Annotated in this window: 16 protein-coding genes, 4 tRNA genes and 1 other RNA gene; 16 read left to right on the top strand and 5 right to left on the bottom strand. The window is 56.5% G+C overall.

What is annotated here, in order from left to right; all coding sequences use genetic code 11:
* From wzxE to ACUTSW_RS19155, 10 genes are all read left to right on the top strand, one after another.
* Positions 1-1,251 (top strand): lipid III flippase WzxE, encoded by a 1,251-nt coding sequence (wzxE, locus tag ACUTSW_RS19200; RefSeq protein ID WP_445585099.1) that lies wholly within the window; start codon positions 1-3, stop codon positions 1,249-1,251.
* Positions 1,248-2,333 carry a TDP-N-acetylfucosamine:lipid II N-acetylfucosaminyltransferase gene (locus tag ACUTSW_RS19195; protein WP_445585098.1) on the top strand — a complete coding sequence of 362 codons (1,086 nt, stop codon included), beginning with the start codon at positions 1,248-1,250 and terminating at the stop codon, positions 2,331-2,333. Before wzxE ends, ACUTSW_RS19195 begins: the two co-directional genes overlap by 4 nt.
* Entirely contained in the window at positions 2,330-3,706 is a 1,377-nt protein-coding gene (gene wzyE / locus ACUTSW_RS19190; RefSeq protein WP_004950893.1) for an ECA oligosaccharide polymerase, read from the top strand. Before ACUTSW_RS19195 ends, wzyE begins: the two co-directional genes overlap by 4 nt.
* A 14-nt stretch (positions 3,707-3,720) precedes the next feature.
* The gene (wecG, locus tag ACUTSW_RS19185; RefSeq protein WP_445585097.1) at positions 3,721-4,461 is read left to right on the top strand and encodes a lipopolysaccharide N-acetylmannosaminouronosyltransferase; all 741 of its coding nucleotides are present in this window, start codon (positions 3,721-3,723) and stop codon (positions 4,459-4,461) included.
* A gap of 370 nt (positions 4,462-4,831) precedes the next feature.
* Positions 4,832-6,235, top strand: coding sequence for a bifunctional threonine/serine APC transporter ThrP (gene thrP, locus ACUTSW_RS19180; RefSeq protein WP_445585096.1), 1,404 nt, complete (start codon positions 4,832-4,834; stop codon positions 6,233-6,235).
* A 135-nt stretch (positions 6,236-6,370) separates the two neighbouring features.
* Positions 6,371-6,447, top strand: a tRNA-Arg gene (locus ACUTSW_RS19175).
* A gap of 59 nt (positions 6,448-6,506) precedes the next feature.
* Positions 6,507-6,582 (top strand) — tRNA-His (locus tag ACUTSW_RS19170).
* Positions 6,583-6,625: 43 nt separating this feature from the next.
* Positions 6,626-6,712, top strand: a tRNA-Leu gene (locus ACUTSW_RS19165).
* A gap of 75 nt (positions 6,713-6,787) precedes the next feature.
* A tRNA-Pro gene (locus ACUTSW_RS19160) sits at positions 6,788-6,864 on the top strand.
* A 32-nt stretch (positions 6,865-6,896) separates the two neighbouring features.
* Positions 6,897-7,025, top strand: a non-coding RNA gene (locus tag ACUTSW_RS19155) — RtT sRNA.
* A gap of 793 nt (positions 7,026-7,818) precedes the next feature.
* On the opposite strand, the gene hemY is transcribed toward ACUTSW_RS19155, so the two are convergent.
* Genes hemY through hemC form a run of 4 tightly spaced genes read right to left on the bottom strand, consistent with a single transcriptional unit; the run spans position 7,819 to position 11,842 of the window.
* Positions 7,819-9,012, bottom strand: a complete 1,194-nt coding sequence (gene hemY, locus ACUTSW_RS19150) for a protoheme IX biogenesis protein HemY (RefSeq protein WP_445585095.1) — start codon at positions 9,010-9,012, stop codon at positions 7,819-7,821.
* Between the two features lie 3 nt (positions 9,013-9,015).
* Positions 9,016-10,140, bottom strand: a complete 1,125-nt coding sequence (hemX, locus tag ACUTSW_RS19145) for a uroporphyrinogen-III C-methyltransferase (RefSeq protein WP_445585094.1) — start codon at positions 10,138-10,140, stop codon at positions 9,016-9,018.
* 23 nt (positions 10,141-10,163) lie between these two features.
* Positions 10,164-10,904, bottom strand: a complete 741-nt coding sequence (gene hemD / locus ACUTSW_RS19140) for a uroporphyrinogen-III synthase (protein ID WP_004950904.1) — start codon at positions 10,902-10,904, stop codon at positions 10,164-10,166.
* A complete protein-coding gene (gene hemC, locus ACUTSW_RS19135; RefSeq protein ID WP_004950907.1) occupies positions 10,901-11,842 on the bottom strand; it encodes a hydroxymethylbilane synthase in 942 nt (313 codons plus the stop codon). Before hemC ends, hemD begins: the two co-directional genes overlap by 4 nt.
* A 315-nt stretch (positions 11,843-12,157) precedes the next feature.
* Between hemC and ACUTSW_RS19130 the strand changes: the two genes are divergently transcribed.
* Positions 12,158-14,710, top strand: a complete 2,553-nt coding sequence (locus ACUTSW_RS19130) for a class I adenylate cyclase (protein WP_445585093.1) — start codon at positions 12,158-12,160, stop codon at positions 14,708-14,710.
* A 35-nt stretch (positions 14,711-14,745) separates the two neighbouring features.
* On the opposite strand, the gene cyaY is transcribed toward ACUTSW_RS19130, so the two are convergent.
* Positions 14,746-15,066, bottom strand: a complete 321-nt coding sequence (cyaY, locus tag ACUTSW_RS19125) for an iron donor protein CyaY (protein WP_006318320.1) — start codon at positions 15,064-15,066, stop codon at positions 14,746-14,748.
* Between the two features lie 78 nt (positions 15,067-15,144).
* Between cyaY and lptM the strand changes: the two genes are divergently transcribed.
* From lptM to yigB, 5 genes are all read left to right on the top strand, one after another.
* Positions 15,145-15,324, top strand: a complete 180-nt coding sequence (lptM, locus tag ACUTSW_RS19120) for an LPS translocon maturation chaperone LptM (protein WP_283936129.1) — start codon at positions 15,145-15,147, stop codon at positions 15,322-15,324.
* Between the two features lie 96 nt (positions 15,325-15,420).
* Positions 15,421-16,245 (top strand): diaminopimelate epimerase, encoded by an 825-nt coding sequence (dapF, locus tag ACUTSW_RS19115; RefSeq protein ID WP_004950915.1) that lies wholly within the window; start codon positions 15,421-15,423, stop codon positions 16,243-16,245.
* Positions 16,242-16,946: a DUF484 domain-containing protein gene (locus tag ACUTSW_RS19110; protein ID WP_004950917.1), complete on the top strand. Its 705-nt coding sequence runs from the start codon at positions 16,242-16,244 to the stop codon at positions 16,944-16,946. Before dapF ends, ACUTSW_RS19110 begins: the two co-directional genes overlap by 4 nt.
* Positions 16,943-17,854 (top strand): tyrosine recombinase XerC, encoded by a 912-nt coding sequence (gene xerC / locus ACUTSW_RS19105; protein ID WP_062869214.1) that lies wholly within the window; start codon positions 16,943-16,945, stop codon positions 17,852-17,854. The genes ACUTSW_RS19110 and xerC overlap by 4 nt, the downstream gene beginning before the upstream one ends.
* Positions 17,854-18,570 carry a 5-amino-6-(5-phospho-D-ribitylamino)uracil phosphatase YigB gene (yigB, locus tag ACUTSW_RS19100; RefSeq protein WP_020438291.1) on the top strand — a complete coding sequence of 239 codons (717 nt, stop codon included), beginning with the start codon at positions 17,854-17,856 and terminating at the stop codon, positions 18,568-18,570. Before xerC ends, yigB begins: the two co-directional genes overlap by 1 nt.
* The last annotated feature ends 23 nt before the right edge of the window (positions 18,571-18,593 follow it).

Genomic DNA, 18,593 nt, shown 5'->3' with positions numbered 1-18,593 from the left:
ATGTCGTTGGCAAAAGCATCGATTTGGACCGCCGGCTCCACGCTGATCAAAATTGGCGTGGGGTTATTGGTGGTGAAACTGCTGGCGGTGGCGTTTGGCCCCAGCGGCGTTGGGCAGGCGGGTAACTTCCGCCAGCTGATCACCGTGCTGGGCGTGTTGTCCGGTGCCGGGATTTTTAACGGCATCACGAAATACGTTGCCGAATACCATCAGGATCCGCAGCGGTTGCGCCTGGCTGTCGGCACGGCGTCGACTATCGTGCTGGGTTTCTCCACGCTGTTGGCGCTGGTGTTTTTATTCGCAGCCGTTCCCATCAGCATCGCGCTGTTCGGTCACGCAGAGTATGTGAACGTGGTGCGTGCGGTGGCCTTTATTCAGATGGGCATCGCCTACGCCAACCTGTTCATGGCGGTGCTGAAAGGCTACCGCGATGCGATGGGCAACGCGTTGGCGGTGATTGGCGGCAGCCTGATTGGCGTGGTGGCCTACTACCTGTGCTTTACGCTGGGCGGTTATGAAGGCGCTCTGGCGGGATTGGCGCTGGTGCCGGCATTGGCGGTCTTGCCCGCCGGCTTCATGTTGTGGCGGCGCAAAACCTTGCCGCTGAGCCATCTGGCGCTGGCCTGGGACAAGGCGCTGGCCAGTCATCTCGGCAAGTTCACCATCATGGCGCTGATCACCTCAGTGACGCTGCCGGTGGCCTATGTGATGATGCGTAACCTGCTGGCCAGCCATTACAGTTGGGACGAGGTGGGGATTTGGCAGGGTGTCAGCAGCATTTCCGACGCTTATCTGCAGTTTATCACCGCTTCGTTTACCGTCTACCTGCTGCCAACGCTGTCGCGGCTGAAGGAAAAAAGCGCCATCTCGCAGGAGATCGTACGTTCGCTGAAGTTTGTGCTGCCCGCCGTGGCGGCGGCAAGTTTCACCGTCTGGCTGCTGCGCGACTTCGCCATCTGGTTGCTGTTCACGGACAAGTTCGTCGCCATGCGCGATCTGTTCGCCTGGCAACTGGTGGGCGATGTACTGAAGGTGGGCGCCTATGTCTTTGGCTATCTGGTTATCGCCAAGGCGTCGCTGCGTTTTTACATTCTGACGGAAGTCAGCCAATTTCTGCTGCTGACGCTGTTTTCGCACTGGTTGATACCGCTGCACGGCGCATTGGGTGCGGCGCAGGCTTACATGGCAACCTACATTGTGTATTTCGCGCTCTGTAGCTGCGTATTTCTTCTTTATCGTAGACGAGTATGACCATACTGATTCACGTATTGGGTTCTGATATCCCGCATCACAATCAGACGGTGCTGCGTTTCTTCAACGACGTGTTGGCGAAGCGCCTGCCGTCCGAACAGACGCGCCATTTTATGGTGGCAGCCAGAGACGTAGCGGCGCTGGGCGATTTCCCCGAGTTGAGCATCGAGGCTTTCCCGGATAAAAAAAGCCTGGCGGCGGCGGTGATTGCCCGCGCTCAGGCCGATCGTAATCAGCGTTTCTTCCTGCATGGCCAGTTTAATCCTACGCTGTGGTTGGCGTTGCTGAGCGGTAAAATCAAAGCTCGCCAGGTGAGCTGGCATATCTGGGGCGCGGATCTGTACGAGGACGCCACCAGTTGGAAATTCCGCCTGTTCTATGTACTGCGCCGCATCGCGCAAGGGCGGGTGGGGCGTGTATTTGCGACCCGCGGCGACGTGATCCATTACCAGCAGCGCCATGCGCGCGTGCCGGCCTCCCTGCTGTATTTTCCAACGCGAATGGACCCGGCACTGACCGGCATCAGCGTTGAGAAGAACCTGGCCGGACCCATGACCATTCTGGTAGGGAATTCCGGCGATCGCACCAACCGTCATGTTGAAGCGCTGAAAGCGATCCACCAGCAGTTCGGCGCGGACGTGCGCGTGATCCTGCCGATGGGTTATCCGGCCAACAACGACGCCTATATCGACCAGGTGCGTAGCGCCGGGCTGCAATTGTTCGGCGACAAGAACCTGCAGCTGCTGACGCAACAGGTGGCGTTCGACGATTACCTGAACATTTTGCGCGAATGCGATCTCGGTTATTTTATTTTTAACCGTCAGCAGGGTATCGGCACCCTGTGTTTGCTGATTCAGTTCGGTGTGCCGTTCGTGCTCAGCCGGCAGAACCCCTTCTGGCAGGATTTGGCGGAGCAGCATCTGCCGGTGCTGTTCTACGGCGATTCACTGGATGAAGCGGTGGTGCGCGAGGCGCAGCGCCAACTGGCGTCGGTAGATAAACAGGCGATCGCCTTCTTTAATCCAAACTACGTCGATGGTTGGCAACAGGCATTGGCGCTGGCTGCGGGGGAAGGCTCATGACATTGGCGCAATTTGGCGGATTGTTTGTCGTCTATCTGGTCAGCGTGCTGTTTATTCTTACGCTGACTTATCAGGAGTTTCGGCGTATCCGCTTTAACTTCAACGTTTTCTTTTCCCTGTTGTACTTGCTGACGTTTTACTTCGGCTTTCCGCTGACGTGTCTGCTCGTGTTTCAGTTCGACGTCGAGGTGGTGCCGGTCGAGTTCTTGCTGTACGCCATTCTCTCCGCTACCGCGTTTTACGCGATTTATTACGTCAGCTATAAAACCCGGCTGCGTAAGCCCAGCGTACGGCCGCGTAAGCCAGTTTTTACCATGAACCGGGTGGAAACCAATCTGACCTGGATATTGCTGGCGCTGGTGGCGATCGGTACCGTGGGCATTTTCTTCATGCAAAACGGTTTCCTGCTGTTCAAGCTCAACTCTTATAGCCAGATTTTCTCCAGCGATGTGTCTGGCGTAGCGCTCAAGCGGTTCTTCTATTTCTTTATTCCGGCAATGCTGGTGGTGTATTTCCTGAAACAGGATCTGCGCGCCTGGTTCTTCTTCCTTGCGGCTACGGTGGCCTTCGGCATCCTGACCTACGTGATTGTCGGCGGCACCCGCGCCAATATTATCATCGCTTTCTCGCTGTTTCTGTTTATCGGCATTGTCCGCGGCTGGATCTCGCTGTGGATGCTGGTGGCCGCCGGCGTGTTCGGCATCGTCGGCATGTTTTGGCTGGCGTTAAAACGTTATAGCCTCGACGTCAGCGGCTCTGAAGCGTTCTACACCTTCCTTTACCTGACGCGAGATACCTTCTCGCCATGGGAAAACCTGGCGCTGTTGCTGCAAAACTACGACAAAATCGACTTCCAGGGATTGGCGCCGATAGTGCGTGATTTCTACGTGTTCATTCCGGCTTGGCTGTGGCCGGGCCGTCCGGATACGGTGCTGAATACCGCTAACTACTTCACCTGGGAAGTGCTGGATAACCATTCCGGCCTGGCGATCTCACCGACGCTGATCGGGTCGCTGGTGGTGATGGGCGGTGCGTTGTTCATCCCTGTCGGTGCCGTGCTGGTTGGCATGATCATCAAATGGTTCGACTGGCTGTACGAAATGGGCAAAAGCGAGCCTAACCGCTACAAGGCGGCCATATTGCAGAGTTTCTGCTTTGGCGCGGTGTTCAACATTATCGTATTGGCGAGGGAAGGCGTGGATTCGTTTGTCTCGCGGGTGGTGTTCTTCTGCCTTATTTTTGGCGCCTGTTTGTTGATGGCGAAATTGCTGTACTGGCTGTTTGACACTGCCGGTTTGATTAAGGCTCGGGTGCTGCGTTCACGCAGGCTGGCATCGCCGGTATCCTCCCCACGCGCCGACGGTCTTCTGTAAGGATAAGAATAACGATGGAAGCAACGATTAGGGTTCCCAAATACGAGCTGCGCGGTTTCAGCCTTTGGGGATTTCGCGATATGGCGCAATGCATGGATTTTCTGTTTGACGGCGGCCAGGTAAAGCAGGGCACGCTGGTGGCGATGAACGCAGAAAAGATACTGAAGGCGGAGGAAGATGCGGCGTTGCATGCGTTGCTGGACGAAGCGGAATACAAATATGCCGACGGTATCAGCATGGTGCGATCAATCCGCCGCAAATATCCGGGTGCCGAGGTGTCGCGCGTAGCGGGAGCCGATCTGTGGGAAGCGCTGATGCAGCGTGCCGGTCGTGAGGGGACGCCGGTGTTCCTGATTGGCGGCAAACCTTCGGTATTGGCGGAAACCGAGCAGAAGCTGCGCAGCCAGTGGAATGTGAACCTGGTCGGCAGCCAGGATGGTTACTTCAAGCCTGAACAGCGCGATGCGCTGTTTGAACGCATCCGCATCAGCGGCGCCGCTATAGTGACGGTTGCCATGGGATCGCCGAAACAGGAAATCCTGATGCGCGACTGCCGAAAGGCGCATCCGCAGGCATTGTATATGGGCGTAGGCGGGACCTACGACGTGTTCACCGGTCATGTGAAACGCGCGCCAAGGGTCTGGCAGAATCTGGGTCTGGAGTGGCTCTACCGGCTGCTCAGTCAACCCAGCCGGATTGGCCGTCAGTTGAAACTGCTGAAGTTTGTGAGTTACTACTACCGCGGTAAGATGTGATAACTGCGTCGGGGTGTTTAGTGCTGCCCTGACGTATTCGCTTGTTCAAATAACCTGCTTTATGGCGTATTAGCCAGCACCTCTATAACCTCAGACCCTAAGCCCACCCTCATTTATTCCATAAAGTTTTAAGTTGCGGTTTGCTTATAGCAGCAAAATGCGAAACGATACCGTCCGGAAATTATCCCCAGTTGCCGGCGCCCGGTGCGGTAGTGCTGAACGACGTTTTTCTCGCCGTAAGATCGCCCCGATCACATATTGATGTCAGCCAAAGCGGCGGGGGATGTTTTACTCTATTTTCATCAAAAAACAATAACGACCGGCAGCGGCCGGCATGCAAACACAATCAAAAAAACATCATTGAGGATTTATGGCACACATTGAAAAACCGCAAGGACTGCACCGGGGGCTCGAAGCCCGGCATATTGAGCTGATTGCTCTGGGCGGCACCATTGGCGTCGGTCTGTTTATGGGGTCGGCCAGCACGTTGAAATGGGCGGGGCCGTCGGTCTTGTTGGCCTATATCATCGCCGGGCTGTTCGTGTTCTTTATTATGCGCTCGATGGGCGAAATGCTGTTTCTGGAGCCGGTAGCGGGCTCTTTTGCCGTTTATGCGCATAAATATATGGGGCCGTATTTCGGTTACCTCACCGCCTGGGGCTATTGGTTTATGTGGATTGCCGTTGGCATTTCCGAAATCACTGCCATTGGGGTCTATGTCCAGTTCTGGTTCCCGGAAATCCCGCAGTGGGTGCCGGCGCTGATCGCCGTGGCGATGGTGGCGCTGGCCAACCTGGCGGCGGTGCGCCTGTATGGCGAGCTGGAGTTCTGGTTTGCCATGATTAAGGTGACCACCATCATTGTGATGATTCTGGTGGGATTGGGAGTGATCTTCTTTGGCTTTGGCAACGGCGGTGAGCCGATCGGCTTTGCCAATCTTACGCAGCACGGTGGTTTCTTTGCCGGCGGCTGGAAGGGCTTCCTGTTTGCGCTGTGTATTGTCGTGGCGTCCTATCAGGGGGTTGAACTGGTCGGCATTACCGCCGGCGAAGCCAAGAACCCGCAGGTTACGCTGAAACGCGCGATTAACAATATCCTGTGGCGCATTCTGATCTTCTATGTCGGCGCCATCTTTGTCATCGTCACTATCTTCCCATGGAACGGTATCGGCACTACCGGCAGCCCGTTCGTGCTGACCTTCGCCAAGATCGGCATCGTCGCCGCCGCCGGTATCATTAACTTCGTGGTGCTGACTGCGGCGCTGTCCGGCTGCAACAGCGGCATGTACAGCGGTGGCCGCATGCTGTACGCCCTGGCCAAGAACCGCCAACTGCCCGCTTCGTTGACCAAGCTGTCCGTCAGCGGCGTGCCGGTGAACTGCATTGCCGTGACCATCGTCTGCCTGCTGGTCGGCTCCGGGTTGAACTATCTCATTCCGAATCCGCAGCAGGTGTTTGTTTACGTCTACAGCGCCAGCGTGCTGCCTGGCATGGTGCCGTGGTTTGTGGTGCTGATCAGCCAGCTGTATTTCCGTCGCGCTCATAAAGAAGCGATCAAAACCCACAGTTTCAAGTCAGTGATGTTCCCGTATGTGAACTATCTGACCATCGCTTTTCTGGTCTGCGTGCTGATTGGCATGGGAATTAACCCGGATACGCGAATTTCTTTGTTGGTCGGGGCGATTTTCTTAGCGGGTGTTAGCCTGTGTTACTTTGCTTTCGGTATGCACAAGAAACATCATCCGGCTGAAAAGCGGGCAGAAATGCAGCAATAACCGGTAAAAAGGGGCTGCGGATAGCGCTTTCCTGCGCGGGAGTGAGCAAAGCGTAATCAAACGCAACATTTCTGCGAAAAAGCACTAGACAGGATTGGGTTAAATCCGTAGTATCCCCTCCCGCAACGGCGCTATGCGCCCGTAGCTCAGCTGGATAGAGCGCTGCCCTCCGGAGGCAGAGGTCTCAGGTTCGAATCCTGTCGGGCGCACCATTAAGTTTGTGTGCAAGAGCTGCGGTGGTAGTATTACCGCGTGAAGTTAAGAAGTAATGGTGGCTATAGCTCAGTTGGTAGAGCCCTGGATTGTGATTCCAGTTGTCGTGGGTTCGAGTCCCATTAGCCACCCCACTTCCTAAGAGAAGTGAAGAATTGTAAGCTGTTTTGTGACTGTGCGAAGGTGGCGGAATTGGTAGACGCGCTAGCTTCAGGTGTTAGTGTTCTTACGGACGTGAGGGTTCAAGTCCCTCTCTTCGCACCACACAAAATGTCTGATAAATTTTAATATTTACATAGACATAAGCAATAAAATTCAGTAGTATGTGCAACAAGAAATCGGCGAGTAGCGCAGCTTGGTAGCGCAACTGGTTTGGGACCAGTGGGTCGGAGGTTCGAATCCTCTCTCGCCGACCACATTCAAAGAAACCGACGAAAGTCGGTTTTTTTACGTCCGTAGTTTATGAGGATGAGTACCTCCGAAGGAGGTTTGAGCCGAGCGTAGCGAGACCACGTTGCTTTAGCAACGGCCCGCAGGGCAAGCATCGCAGATGCGCGTAATCCTCTCTCGCCGACCAATTTCAGAAAAGCCCGTTCAGTAATGAGCGGGCTTTTCGCTTTCTGTAATCCGCACTTTTTATTTTCTTTAGCCTTGTCCTTCCTGTCTGCGGGTTTTGGCTCATCGTTGGGTTTCAGCGACATGGGCATCATGTATTGTCGTCAGGTTGAGACATATAACATGATGATTTTGTTTGATAAAAATTACTTTGGCTTAAGTCGTCGTTCTAAGGCGACATAGTTTACTGCGGGAGGCCAAGAGAATGGCGCAGGAGTGCGAACCGCGTTATCGGTGTGAAAATAATTAAATGTTTTGTAATTCAATGGAATAGTTGTTTTTATGCAAAGTCCGGCGAGCATCTGCCAGAAGTTGGCACGCCACGTGCAATATCTATTCCGTAGATGCTCATTCCACCTCTTATGTTCGCCTTAGGCTTCATAAACCCTGGGAATGATGCAGAGCCGATTTAGGGTGCCTATTGTCCACCAGAACGATGACAGCGTTGCTTGCAACTGCTGACATCACACTCCGGGCATAACGTTGAGTGAGGCACCGCCCCTGTTGTCCTAGACCTGATTGCTTTTTATACACTTGCCACTGCGGCAAGTGTTTTTTTTTGCCTAATACCCATCATATTTGAAGCCACAGCCGCGTTGACTGCGCGCTCTCACCCCAGTCACTTGGTTGACCAAGCTCTTGGGGATTCGTGAGCTTGCCGCCTTGCTGTGACTCCAACTATCTTGGGTATAAGCAACGTTGGATAAAAAAGGCGCGACCAGAGGGCGCGCCTTGAGGACAATACATTGCCGGCGTTACTCGCCGTTATGCTTCAACGTCAGCATCAGCCCTTCACGTCGCATTTGAGCGGCTTCGTCCGAACGGTGCAGCTTATCCAGCACATCAGCCAGCCAAGCGTAGTCGTAGGCATCCGGACGCTGTTTCAGCGCTTCCCGGAATGCGTCGGCGGCCTGTTGCCATTCACCGTGTTTCATCAACAACTGACCTAGCGTACTGTTCAGCAAGGGTGTAGCGCCATGCTGTTTGACCTGCTGACGCAGCGCTTTTTCCAACTGTTCCGGATTGCCGGACTTCAGGCGCGGGATCAGCAGCACCAAACGTTCGTCATACTGGCGCTTCAGGCTGTCGAGCACGATTTCCTGCGCCATTTCGTGGTCATTGCATTCGATCAGGTGTTCCACCATCGCGATTTGCAGCGGGACTTCATGGCGGGTTTTACGGCTCTGATCTTTCCACCAGCGCTTCAGGCCATCGCTGCCCTCGTCCGCCATCGCCTGATTCATCAGGCCGATGTAAGCCTGCTGTTGCAGCGCTTGCAGCTCAACTTCGGTGTGCAAATTGATTTTGCCCATCGACGGCAGAATTTCCAGCAGTGAGGCAAAAGCGCCGGTGCGCAGATAAGCCTGCTCTGCCAGACGCAAGACCTCCGGATGACGCGGTGCCTGGTTCAGCAGACGATCGACGCCGTGACGTGCCGCATGGTTTTCCCCCTGCGCCAGTTGAATGCGTACGCGCGTGATATCCACCGGTAACTGATCGGTATCGGCGGCCTCGGCGGCGCGCTCCAGATACTGATTGGTGCGGAAATCATCACCGCGTTGCTGTGCGGCTTCGGCAGCCAGCAGATAGTTCACTACCGGCTGTTCGGCATGGTCGGCATTGCGCGTCAGCAGTTTTTCAACCTGCTTGTAATCCCCTTCAGCCAGTTTGATCAGCGCGGCTTTGGTTTGTTTACGCGCCCGGCTGCGTTTGCGGCCAAGGAACCAGCCGCGGGTACGGGCTCCGGTACGGAAGATGCGGCGCAGGATCCATTCGATCGCCAGCAGCACGACAAAGAGCAGGACTGCCATGATCACCAGGCCGGTGACGCTGGTTTCGACATTGTAGTTATCGGTCTGGATCAGCACATAGCCCTGATGGCCGGCCAGCATCGGCCCGACCACCACGCTTGCGATCAGTACCAGGAACAGAAATAGCACGCGTAACATGGCTTATCCCTCCTGGTGAGCGGCAGGGGACTGGGTCAGCAGATTGCGCACCCGGGTCTGCATCAGTTTTTCCAGCAATGGCTGGCTTTTCAAGTGATCCGGCACGTCCATGGCGATCGACTGCTGGCTCAGGTTATCCAATTCTTCCAGAAAAGCTTTGGTGGCGGGGTCGGTGGTGTCGAAGTAGGCGCGTACCCAGGTGGAGATGGTTTCCAGCGACTGTTTGTACGTTTCATTCTGATGGCGCGGGATAGCTTGCGCAGCCACCAGCAGGCGCGAACGGATATTCTCGCGCAGATAGATGTCCTGATTCGGCGCCAGCAGCGGTTCGGCGCTGGCATCGCGGCGGCGGACGGTAATAAAGTCGGCCATAAAGTTGTGCCAGCTTTTGGCCAGGTTCTGCCGCCATTCGCCAATCGAACTGGAAAGCTCGCTGCTGTCCTGATCCATTGGCGCTTCGTCGCTGTTGTTATCCGCCAGACGCAGGTTGTCGACCTGGTTAGACAGCTGATTGGTCTTGAGAATGATGCCGTCGAAATCGACCTGGGTCAGGGTGGACAGCGTACTGATATCTTCGGTGATGGCGCGACGAACCTCCAGCAGGCTGGGGTCGTTCATGTCCGCCAGGCTGGCATCGGCGCTTTTCAACAGCGTCGCCGCACTGGTCACGTCCTGATCGCTCCACAGCTTGCGCCCGGCCATTTTCACCAGGAAATCGGCCTGCGCCAGTAGCCAGGTTTTGGCATCGCTGCCGGAGATGGTCGCGACCTTTTCCTGCAGCTCGTTAAGTTGCCGTGCCAGAGTGGCTTGCTCGCGGTCGGCGGCGTCCAGCGTCTTGCCCTGTTGTTGCAACAGACCTTCCAGCGCGCTTCTTTCCTGCTGCTGGCTCTGTTTCAGCCCGTCAAGCTGTTGCTGCAGTGCTTGGTTGGCGGCGATGAGCCGTTGTGCCTGCTGATGTGTGTGGTAATAGCCGCCCGCGCCCAGTGCGATAACCAGCACTATAGCGATCGCGCCGAGCACAGGACCGCTATTTTTCCCTTTGCGGCGGTCAGCGTCTGGCTGCTGGGAGGTCTCAACCGCTGGGGTGGGTTCTTCAACCGGGGCGGATGGGGTATTTTGTTCCGTCATAGTGGTACATCCCATAGTCAGGTTTATTGTAGCGCGCGGATCAGCGCGTCATTATCGGCGTTATCAGCTACCCGAATCATGCTCCAGCCCAATTCCTGGGCGAGGGTAGCCAGGCGTTCACTCACTACGACCAGGCGGCAACGTAATAGCCACGAAGAACGATAGTAGTCAGGAACTAAAGTATAGAGCTGTTGTAACATTTCACCGCTGGTGACGACCAGCGTATCAACACCGGCGCGCTGCCAGTGGGCGCTTTGCTCACTGCCATCATAGTGCACCGGGCTGCGTTGATAACATTCATAATAGCTGACGTTGGCGCCACGCTCGCTCAACCGGTCGCCGAGCAACTCGCGCCCGCCGTTGCCGCGCAGGATAAGCGCCTGCTTGCCGTCCAGCTTCTGCAACGCCGGCAGCAGCAGCAGCGTTTCGCTGATCTGCTGCTCGCGCGGGTACTCTACCGGCAGGCTGCTGATGCGGTGCATCGCCAGCCCGGTTGCGCGGCCAATTGCATAATAGGTCAGGCGCGCCGGCCATGTCAGCCCGGCACGGCCAATGACCGAATTGGCGTAGTTCACCGAATGCTGCGACACGACAAACACCAGATCGCCATCATTGAGTTGCTGCAACGCCTGCGGCAGTTTGGGCAGATCGCGGCCAGGGGCGAAATCGATCAACGGGGCATGATAGGCAACCCGGCCGAGTGCGCGCAGGCGGCTCACCAGTTGTTCTCCAAAAGGAGAAGGGCGGGTTACCAGAATCGTCATGCCGGGGGATTTCCCTGATAAACGTCATGCAGGATTTCACGTGCGCCACGTGCCAGCAGTTCTTCCGCCAGCTCAACGCCCATTTGTTCGGCCAGGGCCGCCGGGCCGCGACGTTCGCCGCGCACCATCTGGCTGCCGTCCGGTGAGCCGACCAAGGCTCTCAGCCACAGGCTGTCGCCTTCCAGTTCGGCATAGCTGCCGATCGGTACCTGACAGCCGCCTTCCAGCCGCGTATTCATCGCCCGTTCAGCGCGCACGCGGATATCGGTTGCGGCGTGATTGAGCGGTGCGAGCAGCGCACGGGTGGCGTCATCGTCGAGGCGGCATTCGATGCCCACCGCGCCCTGACCGACGGCCGGCAGGCACTCTTCGGGGCTCAATGGGCTGCGGATACGTTGCTCCAGCCCCAGGCGTTTCAACCCGGCGACTGCCAGAATAATGGCGTCGTAATCACCGTTATCCAGCTTGGCCAGGCGGGTACCGACGTTGCCGCGCAAATCGCGCACGATCAAATCAGGCCGGCGTTCGCGCAACTGGCTCTGACGGCGCAGGCTTGAGGTGCCAACCACGCTGCCCTGCGGCAACTGATCGAACGAGGCGAAACGATTGGAAACAAAGGCGTCGCGCGGATCGTCACGCTCGCAAATGGTCACCAGGCCCAGGCCGGCGGGGAAATCTATCGGGACGTCTTTCATCGAATGGACGGCGATATCGGCGCGGCCTTCCAGCAACGCCAACTCAAGTTCTTTAACAAACAGGCCTTTACCGCCGACTTTCGCCAGCGGCGTATCCAGAATAATGTCGCCCTTTGTGACCATTGGCACCAGTTCAACCTGCAGGCCGGGGTGGCTGGCCATCAGGCGCTGTTGCACATAATGTGCTTGCCAGAGTGCTAGCGGGCTTTGTCGGGTGGCAATTCGAATAATTTTGTCTAACATGCTTGTTACCGTTTTTATAATTCGCCGTTCATCCTACCACTGAGTGCGAAAACTGTCAGTGCAAGAAGCCACAGGCGAAGAAAGGACAACGGAATCAACGGGACGTGTGATGTATTTTGGGGCAGTTGACACTGCGGGTAAATCGTTTAGAGAAGCGCTACAATAATAGTGGAGCGTTACCTCCTTTACGGTCAATCAGCAAGGTGTTAAATTGATCACGTTTCCAACAATAAGTTGCCAAATATTCTTCCAACACTAACGGCGCTTATGGAATACGGGTTTTTTCTAAACACCGGGATAATCAGGCGAGACGTCTTGTACCTCTACATCGAGACACTGAAGCAGAGACTGGATGCGATCAACCAATTACGAGTCGATCGCGCCCTAGCGGCCATGAAGCCCGCGTTTCAACGGGTATACAGTCTGCTGCCTACCTTACTGCACCACCATCACCCACTGATGCCGGGCTATCTGAACGGTAACGTTCCCCACGGCGTTTGCCTCTACACGCCTGATGAAACCCAGCAAGATTACCTCAACGATTTAGAAGACAAATGGGGCAGCCCGTTTGACAAGCTGGCCAGCGGTGAGCTGCCGATTACCGGCGTTTACTCCATGGGCAGCACGTCGTCTATCGGCCAAAGCTGCAGCTCGGATCTCGACATCTGGGTGTGCCATCAGTCCTGGCTGGATAACGAAGAGCGTAGCCGTCTGCAGGAAAAATGCAGCCTGCTGGAAAAATGGTCGGCGTCGATGGGCGTAGAAGTCAGCTTCTTCCTGATCGATGAAAACCGCTTCCGCCATAACGAAAGCGGCAGCCTGGGTGGCGAAAACTGCGGATCCACCCAACATATCCTGCTGCTGGACGAGTTTTACCGCACCGCGGTGCGCCTGGCCGGCAAACGTATTTTGTGGAACATGGTGCCGGGCGAAGAAGAAGCGCATTACGATGAGTATGTGCTGTCGCTGTATTCGCAAGGCGCGTTGACGCCGAACGAATGGCTGGATCTCGGCGGCCTGAGCACGCTGTCGGCGGAAGAATATTTTGGCGCCAGCCTGTGGCAGTTGTACAAGAGCATCGATTCGCCTTACAAGGCCGTGCTGAAGACCTTGCTGCTGGAAGCCTATTCCTGGGAATACCCGAATACCCAACTGCTGGCGATGGACATTAAACACCGTCTGCATGAAGGCGAGATCGTCTGCTTCGGGCTCGACTCCTACTGCATGATGCTCGAACGCGTTACGCATTATCTGAACCAAATCAACGACACCACCCGCCTTGATCTCGTCCGCCGCTGTTTCTATCTGAAAGTCTGCGAAAAACTGTCGCGCGCTAACGCCTGCGTCGGCTGGCGCCGCGAAATCCTTAGCCAGTTGGTCAGCGAATGGGGCTGGGACGAAGAGCGCCTGGCTATCCTGGATAACCGCGCCAACTGGAAGATCGAACGGGTGCGTGAAGCGCACAACGAGCTGCTGGATGCGATGATGCAGAGTTACCGCAACCTGATCCGCTTCGCGCGCCGTAACAACCTCAGCGTCAGCGCCAGCCCGCAGGATATCGGTGTGCTCACCCGCAAGTTGTATGCGGCGTTTGAAGCCCTGCCCGGCAAGGTAACGCTGGTGAATCCGCAGATCTCACCGGACCTGTCGGAAAACGACTTAACCTTTATTCATGTGCCGATTGGCCGCGCCAACCGCACTGGTTGGTATCTGTACAATCAGGCGCCGGCGATGGATGCCATCGTCAGCCACCAACCGCTGGAATATAACCGCTACCTGAACAAGCTGGTGGCCTGGGCCTATTTCAACGGCCTGCTGACGCCGCAGACCCGCCTGCACATCAAGAGCGGCAACTTGTGCGACACGGCCAAACTGCAGGAACTGGTAGCCGACGTATCGCACCACTTCCCGCTGCGCCTGGCGGCACCGACACCGAAAGCGTTGTACAGCCCGTGCGAAATTCGCCATCTGGCGATTATCGTCAATCTGGAAAACGATCCAACGGCCGCCTTCCGCAACCAGGTGGTGCATTTCGATTTCCGCAAACTCGACGTGTTCAGCTTCGGCCAGCAGCAGCAATGCCTGGTGGGCAGTATCGATCTGCTGTACCGCAACTCATGGAACGAAGTGCGTACCCTGCATTTCAGCGGCGAGCAATCGGTGCTGGAAGCGCTGAAGACCATTCTCGGTAAAATGCATCAGGACGCCGCGCCACCGGAATCGGTAGAAGTGTTCTGCTACAGCCAGCACCTGCGCGGTCTTATCCGTACCCGCATACAGCAACTGGTGTCGGAATGCATAGAGCTGCGTTTGTCCAGCACACGCCTGGAACCGGGCCGTTTCAAAGCGGTGCGCGTCGCCGGCCAGACCTGGGGCCTGTTCTTTGAGCGCCTGAGCGTATCGGTGCAAAAGCTGGAGAACGCGGTGGAATTCTACGGCGCCATTTCCAACAACAAATTGCACGGCCTGTCGATCAAAGTGGAAACCGATCAGGTGCACTTGCCGCCGGTAGTGGATGGTTTCGCCAGTGAGGGGATCATTCAGTTCTTCTTCGAAGACACGTCGGACGATAAAGGCTTTAACATCTATATTCTGGATGAGTCTAACCGGGTGGAGGTTTACCACCATTGTGAAGGCAGTAAAGAGGAGTTGGTGCGTGACGTGAGCCGTTTCTATTCTTCTTCACACGATCGCTTCACTTACGGTTCCAGCTTTATCAACTTCAACCTGCCGCAGTTCTACCAGATAGTTCAGCTGGATGGTCGTACCCAGGTGATCCCGTTCCGCAGCAATGTCCTGTCGAGCCTGTGCGTTACCTTGGCCGATGGTGCCGCTCAGCCGCTGAAACAGCAATTCCAGTTGCATTGATTCCGTAGGGCAGGCCCCACGGAATCAGCGGCTTATCAGGCAAAATGCACATCTTCGCCGGCCTGTGCGCTGGCCGCTTCGCTGAGCAACGGGTAGAATCCGCGATCGCTGCGATCGCAGAACCAGGCGCCGTCCCGGTAGTTAAAGTGATAGCCGCCGGTTTTGGTTGCCAGCCACACCTGATGCAACGGCTCCTGACGGTTGATCACAATTTTGGTGCCATTTTCGAAACTTAACGTCATTACGCCGCCGTTAGTTTCGTAATCGATGTCCGCATCGCCGTCAAAATCGTCCAGTGTCTCTTCAATATTAAGCATCAGTTGGTCAGCCAACTGGTGAAACTCACTGTCGTTCATAATCAATTCCTATTGCTTTTCATGATCCACCTGCGATTATAGAGATCTTGGACGCATGAATTACAGGCATTAATGCAAATGAAAAAACAACTACGCTATGCGCTGATGGCAGTTCTGCTTGCCGGGCTCTCTGGCTGCGGTCTGAAAGGCCCGCTGTATTTCCCTTCGGATGAACCGGGTACTAAGAAACCCGCCTCTCAGGTTCAAACGGGCGATCAGGTACAGAAAAATCAGCAGGAAACCTCTGTCTCTCAGTAAAAACCGTCGATGAGCGACCAGTAACACCTGATTTGCGGTGGCGGGGCGTCACCGCAAACCCAAGACGGATAGCGCGTCCAGATAGCGGAGTATGATATGCAGTTCTCCAAAATGCACGGTCTGGGCAACGACTTTATGGTGGTCGATGCCGTTACACAGAATGTCTATTTTTCACCTGAACTGATCCGCCGATTGGCCGATCGGCACTTGGGCGTTGGCTTTGACCAGATGCTGGTGGTAGAACCGCCTTACGATCCGGAACTTGATTTCCACTATCGCATTTTCAACGCCGACGGCAGTGAAGTGGCGCAGTGCGGTAACGGCGCCCGCTGTTTCGCCCGCTTTGTGCGGCTGAAAGGGTTGACCAACAAACGCGACATCCGCGTCAGCACCCAAACCGGACGCATGGTGCTCAGCGTCACCGACGACGATCTGGTGTGCGTGAATATGGGCGAACCGAATTTTGATCCTCAGGCTGTGCCGTTTCGTGCCACCAAAGAGGAAAGGACATACATCATGCGTGCGGCGGAACATACGGTGCTGTGCGGCGTGGTGTCGATGGGCAATCCGCATTGTGTTTTACAGGTGGATGATGTAAAAACCGCCAAGGTAGAGCTGCTTGGGCCGGTGCTGGAAGGGCACGAGCGCTTCCCGGAACGGGCCAATATCGGTTTTATGCAAATCGTCAGTCGTGAACATATCAAGCTGCGGGTCTATGAGCGCGGCGCCGGTGAAACGCAGGCCTGCGGCAGCGGCGCTTGTGCGGCAGTGGCAGTGGGGATTCAACAAGAATTGCTGTCAGAAGAGGTGCATGTAGAACTGCCGGGCGGCAGCCTGCATATTCGCTGGAAAGGGCCGGGCAATCCGCTGTTTATGACCGGTCCGGCAACCCATGTATATGACGGATTTATTCATCTATGAAGAGTGTTGAGGACCAGGCTGTCACGGGCATTGAGCTTGATGACGACGCCGTAATGCAGTTTTTGCTGCAAAACCCGGATTTCTTTATTCGCAACGCGCGTTTGGTTGAACAGATGCGCGTCCCCCATCCCGTTCGCGGAACCGTGTCGCTGGTCGAGTGGCATCTGGCCCGCCAGCGCAACCATATTGGCCGGCTCGAAGAAGAGATCACTCTATTGATGGAGCAGGCCAGCGCCAATGAAACGCTGTTTGCCAGCTTGCTGCATCTGCAGGCCAATCTGGCTACCGCCAGCAGTCTGCAAGACATGCTCAACCGCCTGCAACGCTGGGCGCGTGGTTTCGGTTTGGCCGGCGCCAACATCCGCCTGTTTTCCGAAAGCTGGAAAATCGGCGCGCCTTCCGACTTCACCCATCTCGCCCTGACGCGTTCGTCGTTTGAACCGCTGCGCATTCAGCGCCTGGGTGACCAACAGCATTACCTCGGTAGCCTGAATGGCCCCGAACTGTTGCTGCTGTTGCCGCAGGCCAAGCTGGTTGGCTCGGTCGCGTTGTCGATGTTGGGCGAAGACGGCGAACTGGGCATGGTGATTTTCAGTAGCCGCGATACGCAACACTATCAGCAGGGCATGGGTACCGTGATGCTCAATCAGCTGGCGCGCATGCTGCCTGAACTGCTGGAACGCTGGATAGAACGAGCATGACCCCGGTAGCGGCCAGCCTGCAACAGCCGGTGGACGCTTTCCTGCGCTATCTGAAGGTTGAGCGTCAGCTCAGCCCGCTCACTCAGCTCAGCTATTCTCGCCAACTGCAGGCGCTGATGGCGCTGGCGCAGGAGATGGGCGTGACCGAATGGCCGGCGCTGGACGCCGCCAAAGTCCGCATGCTGGCGGCACGCAGTAAACGTGCGGGCCTGCAGTCTTCCAGCCTTGCGCTGCGCTTGTCGGCGTTGCGCAGTTTTCTCGACTGGCAGGTTAGCCAGGGTGCGTTGATCGCCAATCCCGCCAAAGGTATCCGAACGCCACGCAGCGGTCGTCATCTGCCGAAAAATATCGATGTCGATGAAATGAATCAGCTGTTGAATATCGATCTTAACGATCCGCTGGCGGTGCGCGATCGCGCCATGCTGGAGGTGATGTACGGCGCCGGGTTGCGTCTGTCGGAGCTGGTGGGGCTGGATTGCCGCCATGTCGATCTGGCCGCCGGTGATATCTGGGTGCTGGGCAAGGGCAGCAAAGAACGCAAACTGCCGATTGGCCGCACCGCCGTTACCTGGCTGGAGCACTGGTTGGCGATGCGTGACCTGTTCGGCCCGGCAGACGACGCGATGTTCCTGTCCAATCAGGGAAAACGCATCTCGACCCGCAACGTGCAAAAGCGTTTTGCCGAGTGGGGCGTCAAGCAGGGCGTCAACAGCCATATTCATCCGCACAAGCTGCGTCACTCGTTTGCGACCCATATGCTGGAGTCGAGCGGCGATCTGCGTGCTGTGCAGGAACTGCTCGGCCACGCCAATCTCACCACCACCCAAATCTATACCCACCTCGACTTTCAACATCTGGCGAACGTGTACGATGCTGCGCATCCGCGCGCCAAACGGGGGAAATCCTGATGCATTTTTATCGTCCGCTGCGCCCGCTGGCGGCGCTGACCTTCGATCTGGACGACACGCTGTACGACAACCGCCCAGTGATCAGGCAGACCGAGCTGCAGTCGGTTGCCTTTCTGCAGAATTATCATCCGGGGTTGAATCACTTTCAGTCGGCGGATTTTCACCGCCTGCGCCAGGAGCTGCGCGAGCAGGATCCGGAGATTTATCATGACGTCACCCAGTGGCGCTGGCGCGCCATTCATCTGGCGCTGAGCCGTCAGGGGTTGCGGGATGCCGAGGCTGCCCTCGGCGCCGACGCGGCAATGCAGAACTTTGCGCTGTGGCGCAGCCGCATCGAGGTGCCGGAGGCGACTCACGCCACGTTGAAAGCGCTGGGGGAGCGTTTCCCGCTGGTGGCGATCACCAATGGCAATGCCGATCCGGCGCTGTGCGGGTTGGACGGTTACTTCCAGTTTGTGCTGCGTTCCGGGCCCGATGGTCGCGCCAAACCCTATCAGGACATGTACCGGTTGGCCGCGGAACGGTTAGGGGTCCCCGCCGAACGCATTCTGCACGTTGGGGATGATTTGACCACCGATGTCGCCGGGGCGCTGCGCTCAGGCCTGCAGGCCTGCTGGATCAACGACCGCCAACGCAACCTGATGCAGGTCGCGGACAGCCGCCTGCTGCCACATATTGAGATTTCGCAGTTGGCATCGCTGACAGCATTGTTATAATCCCTGCCAGAACTCTGTATAAA

The organism is Serratia sp. TSA_198.1 (genome assembly GCF_052686505.1).
This window is presented reverse-complemented; position numbering and strand designations above follow the sequence as displayed.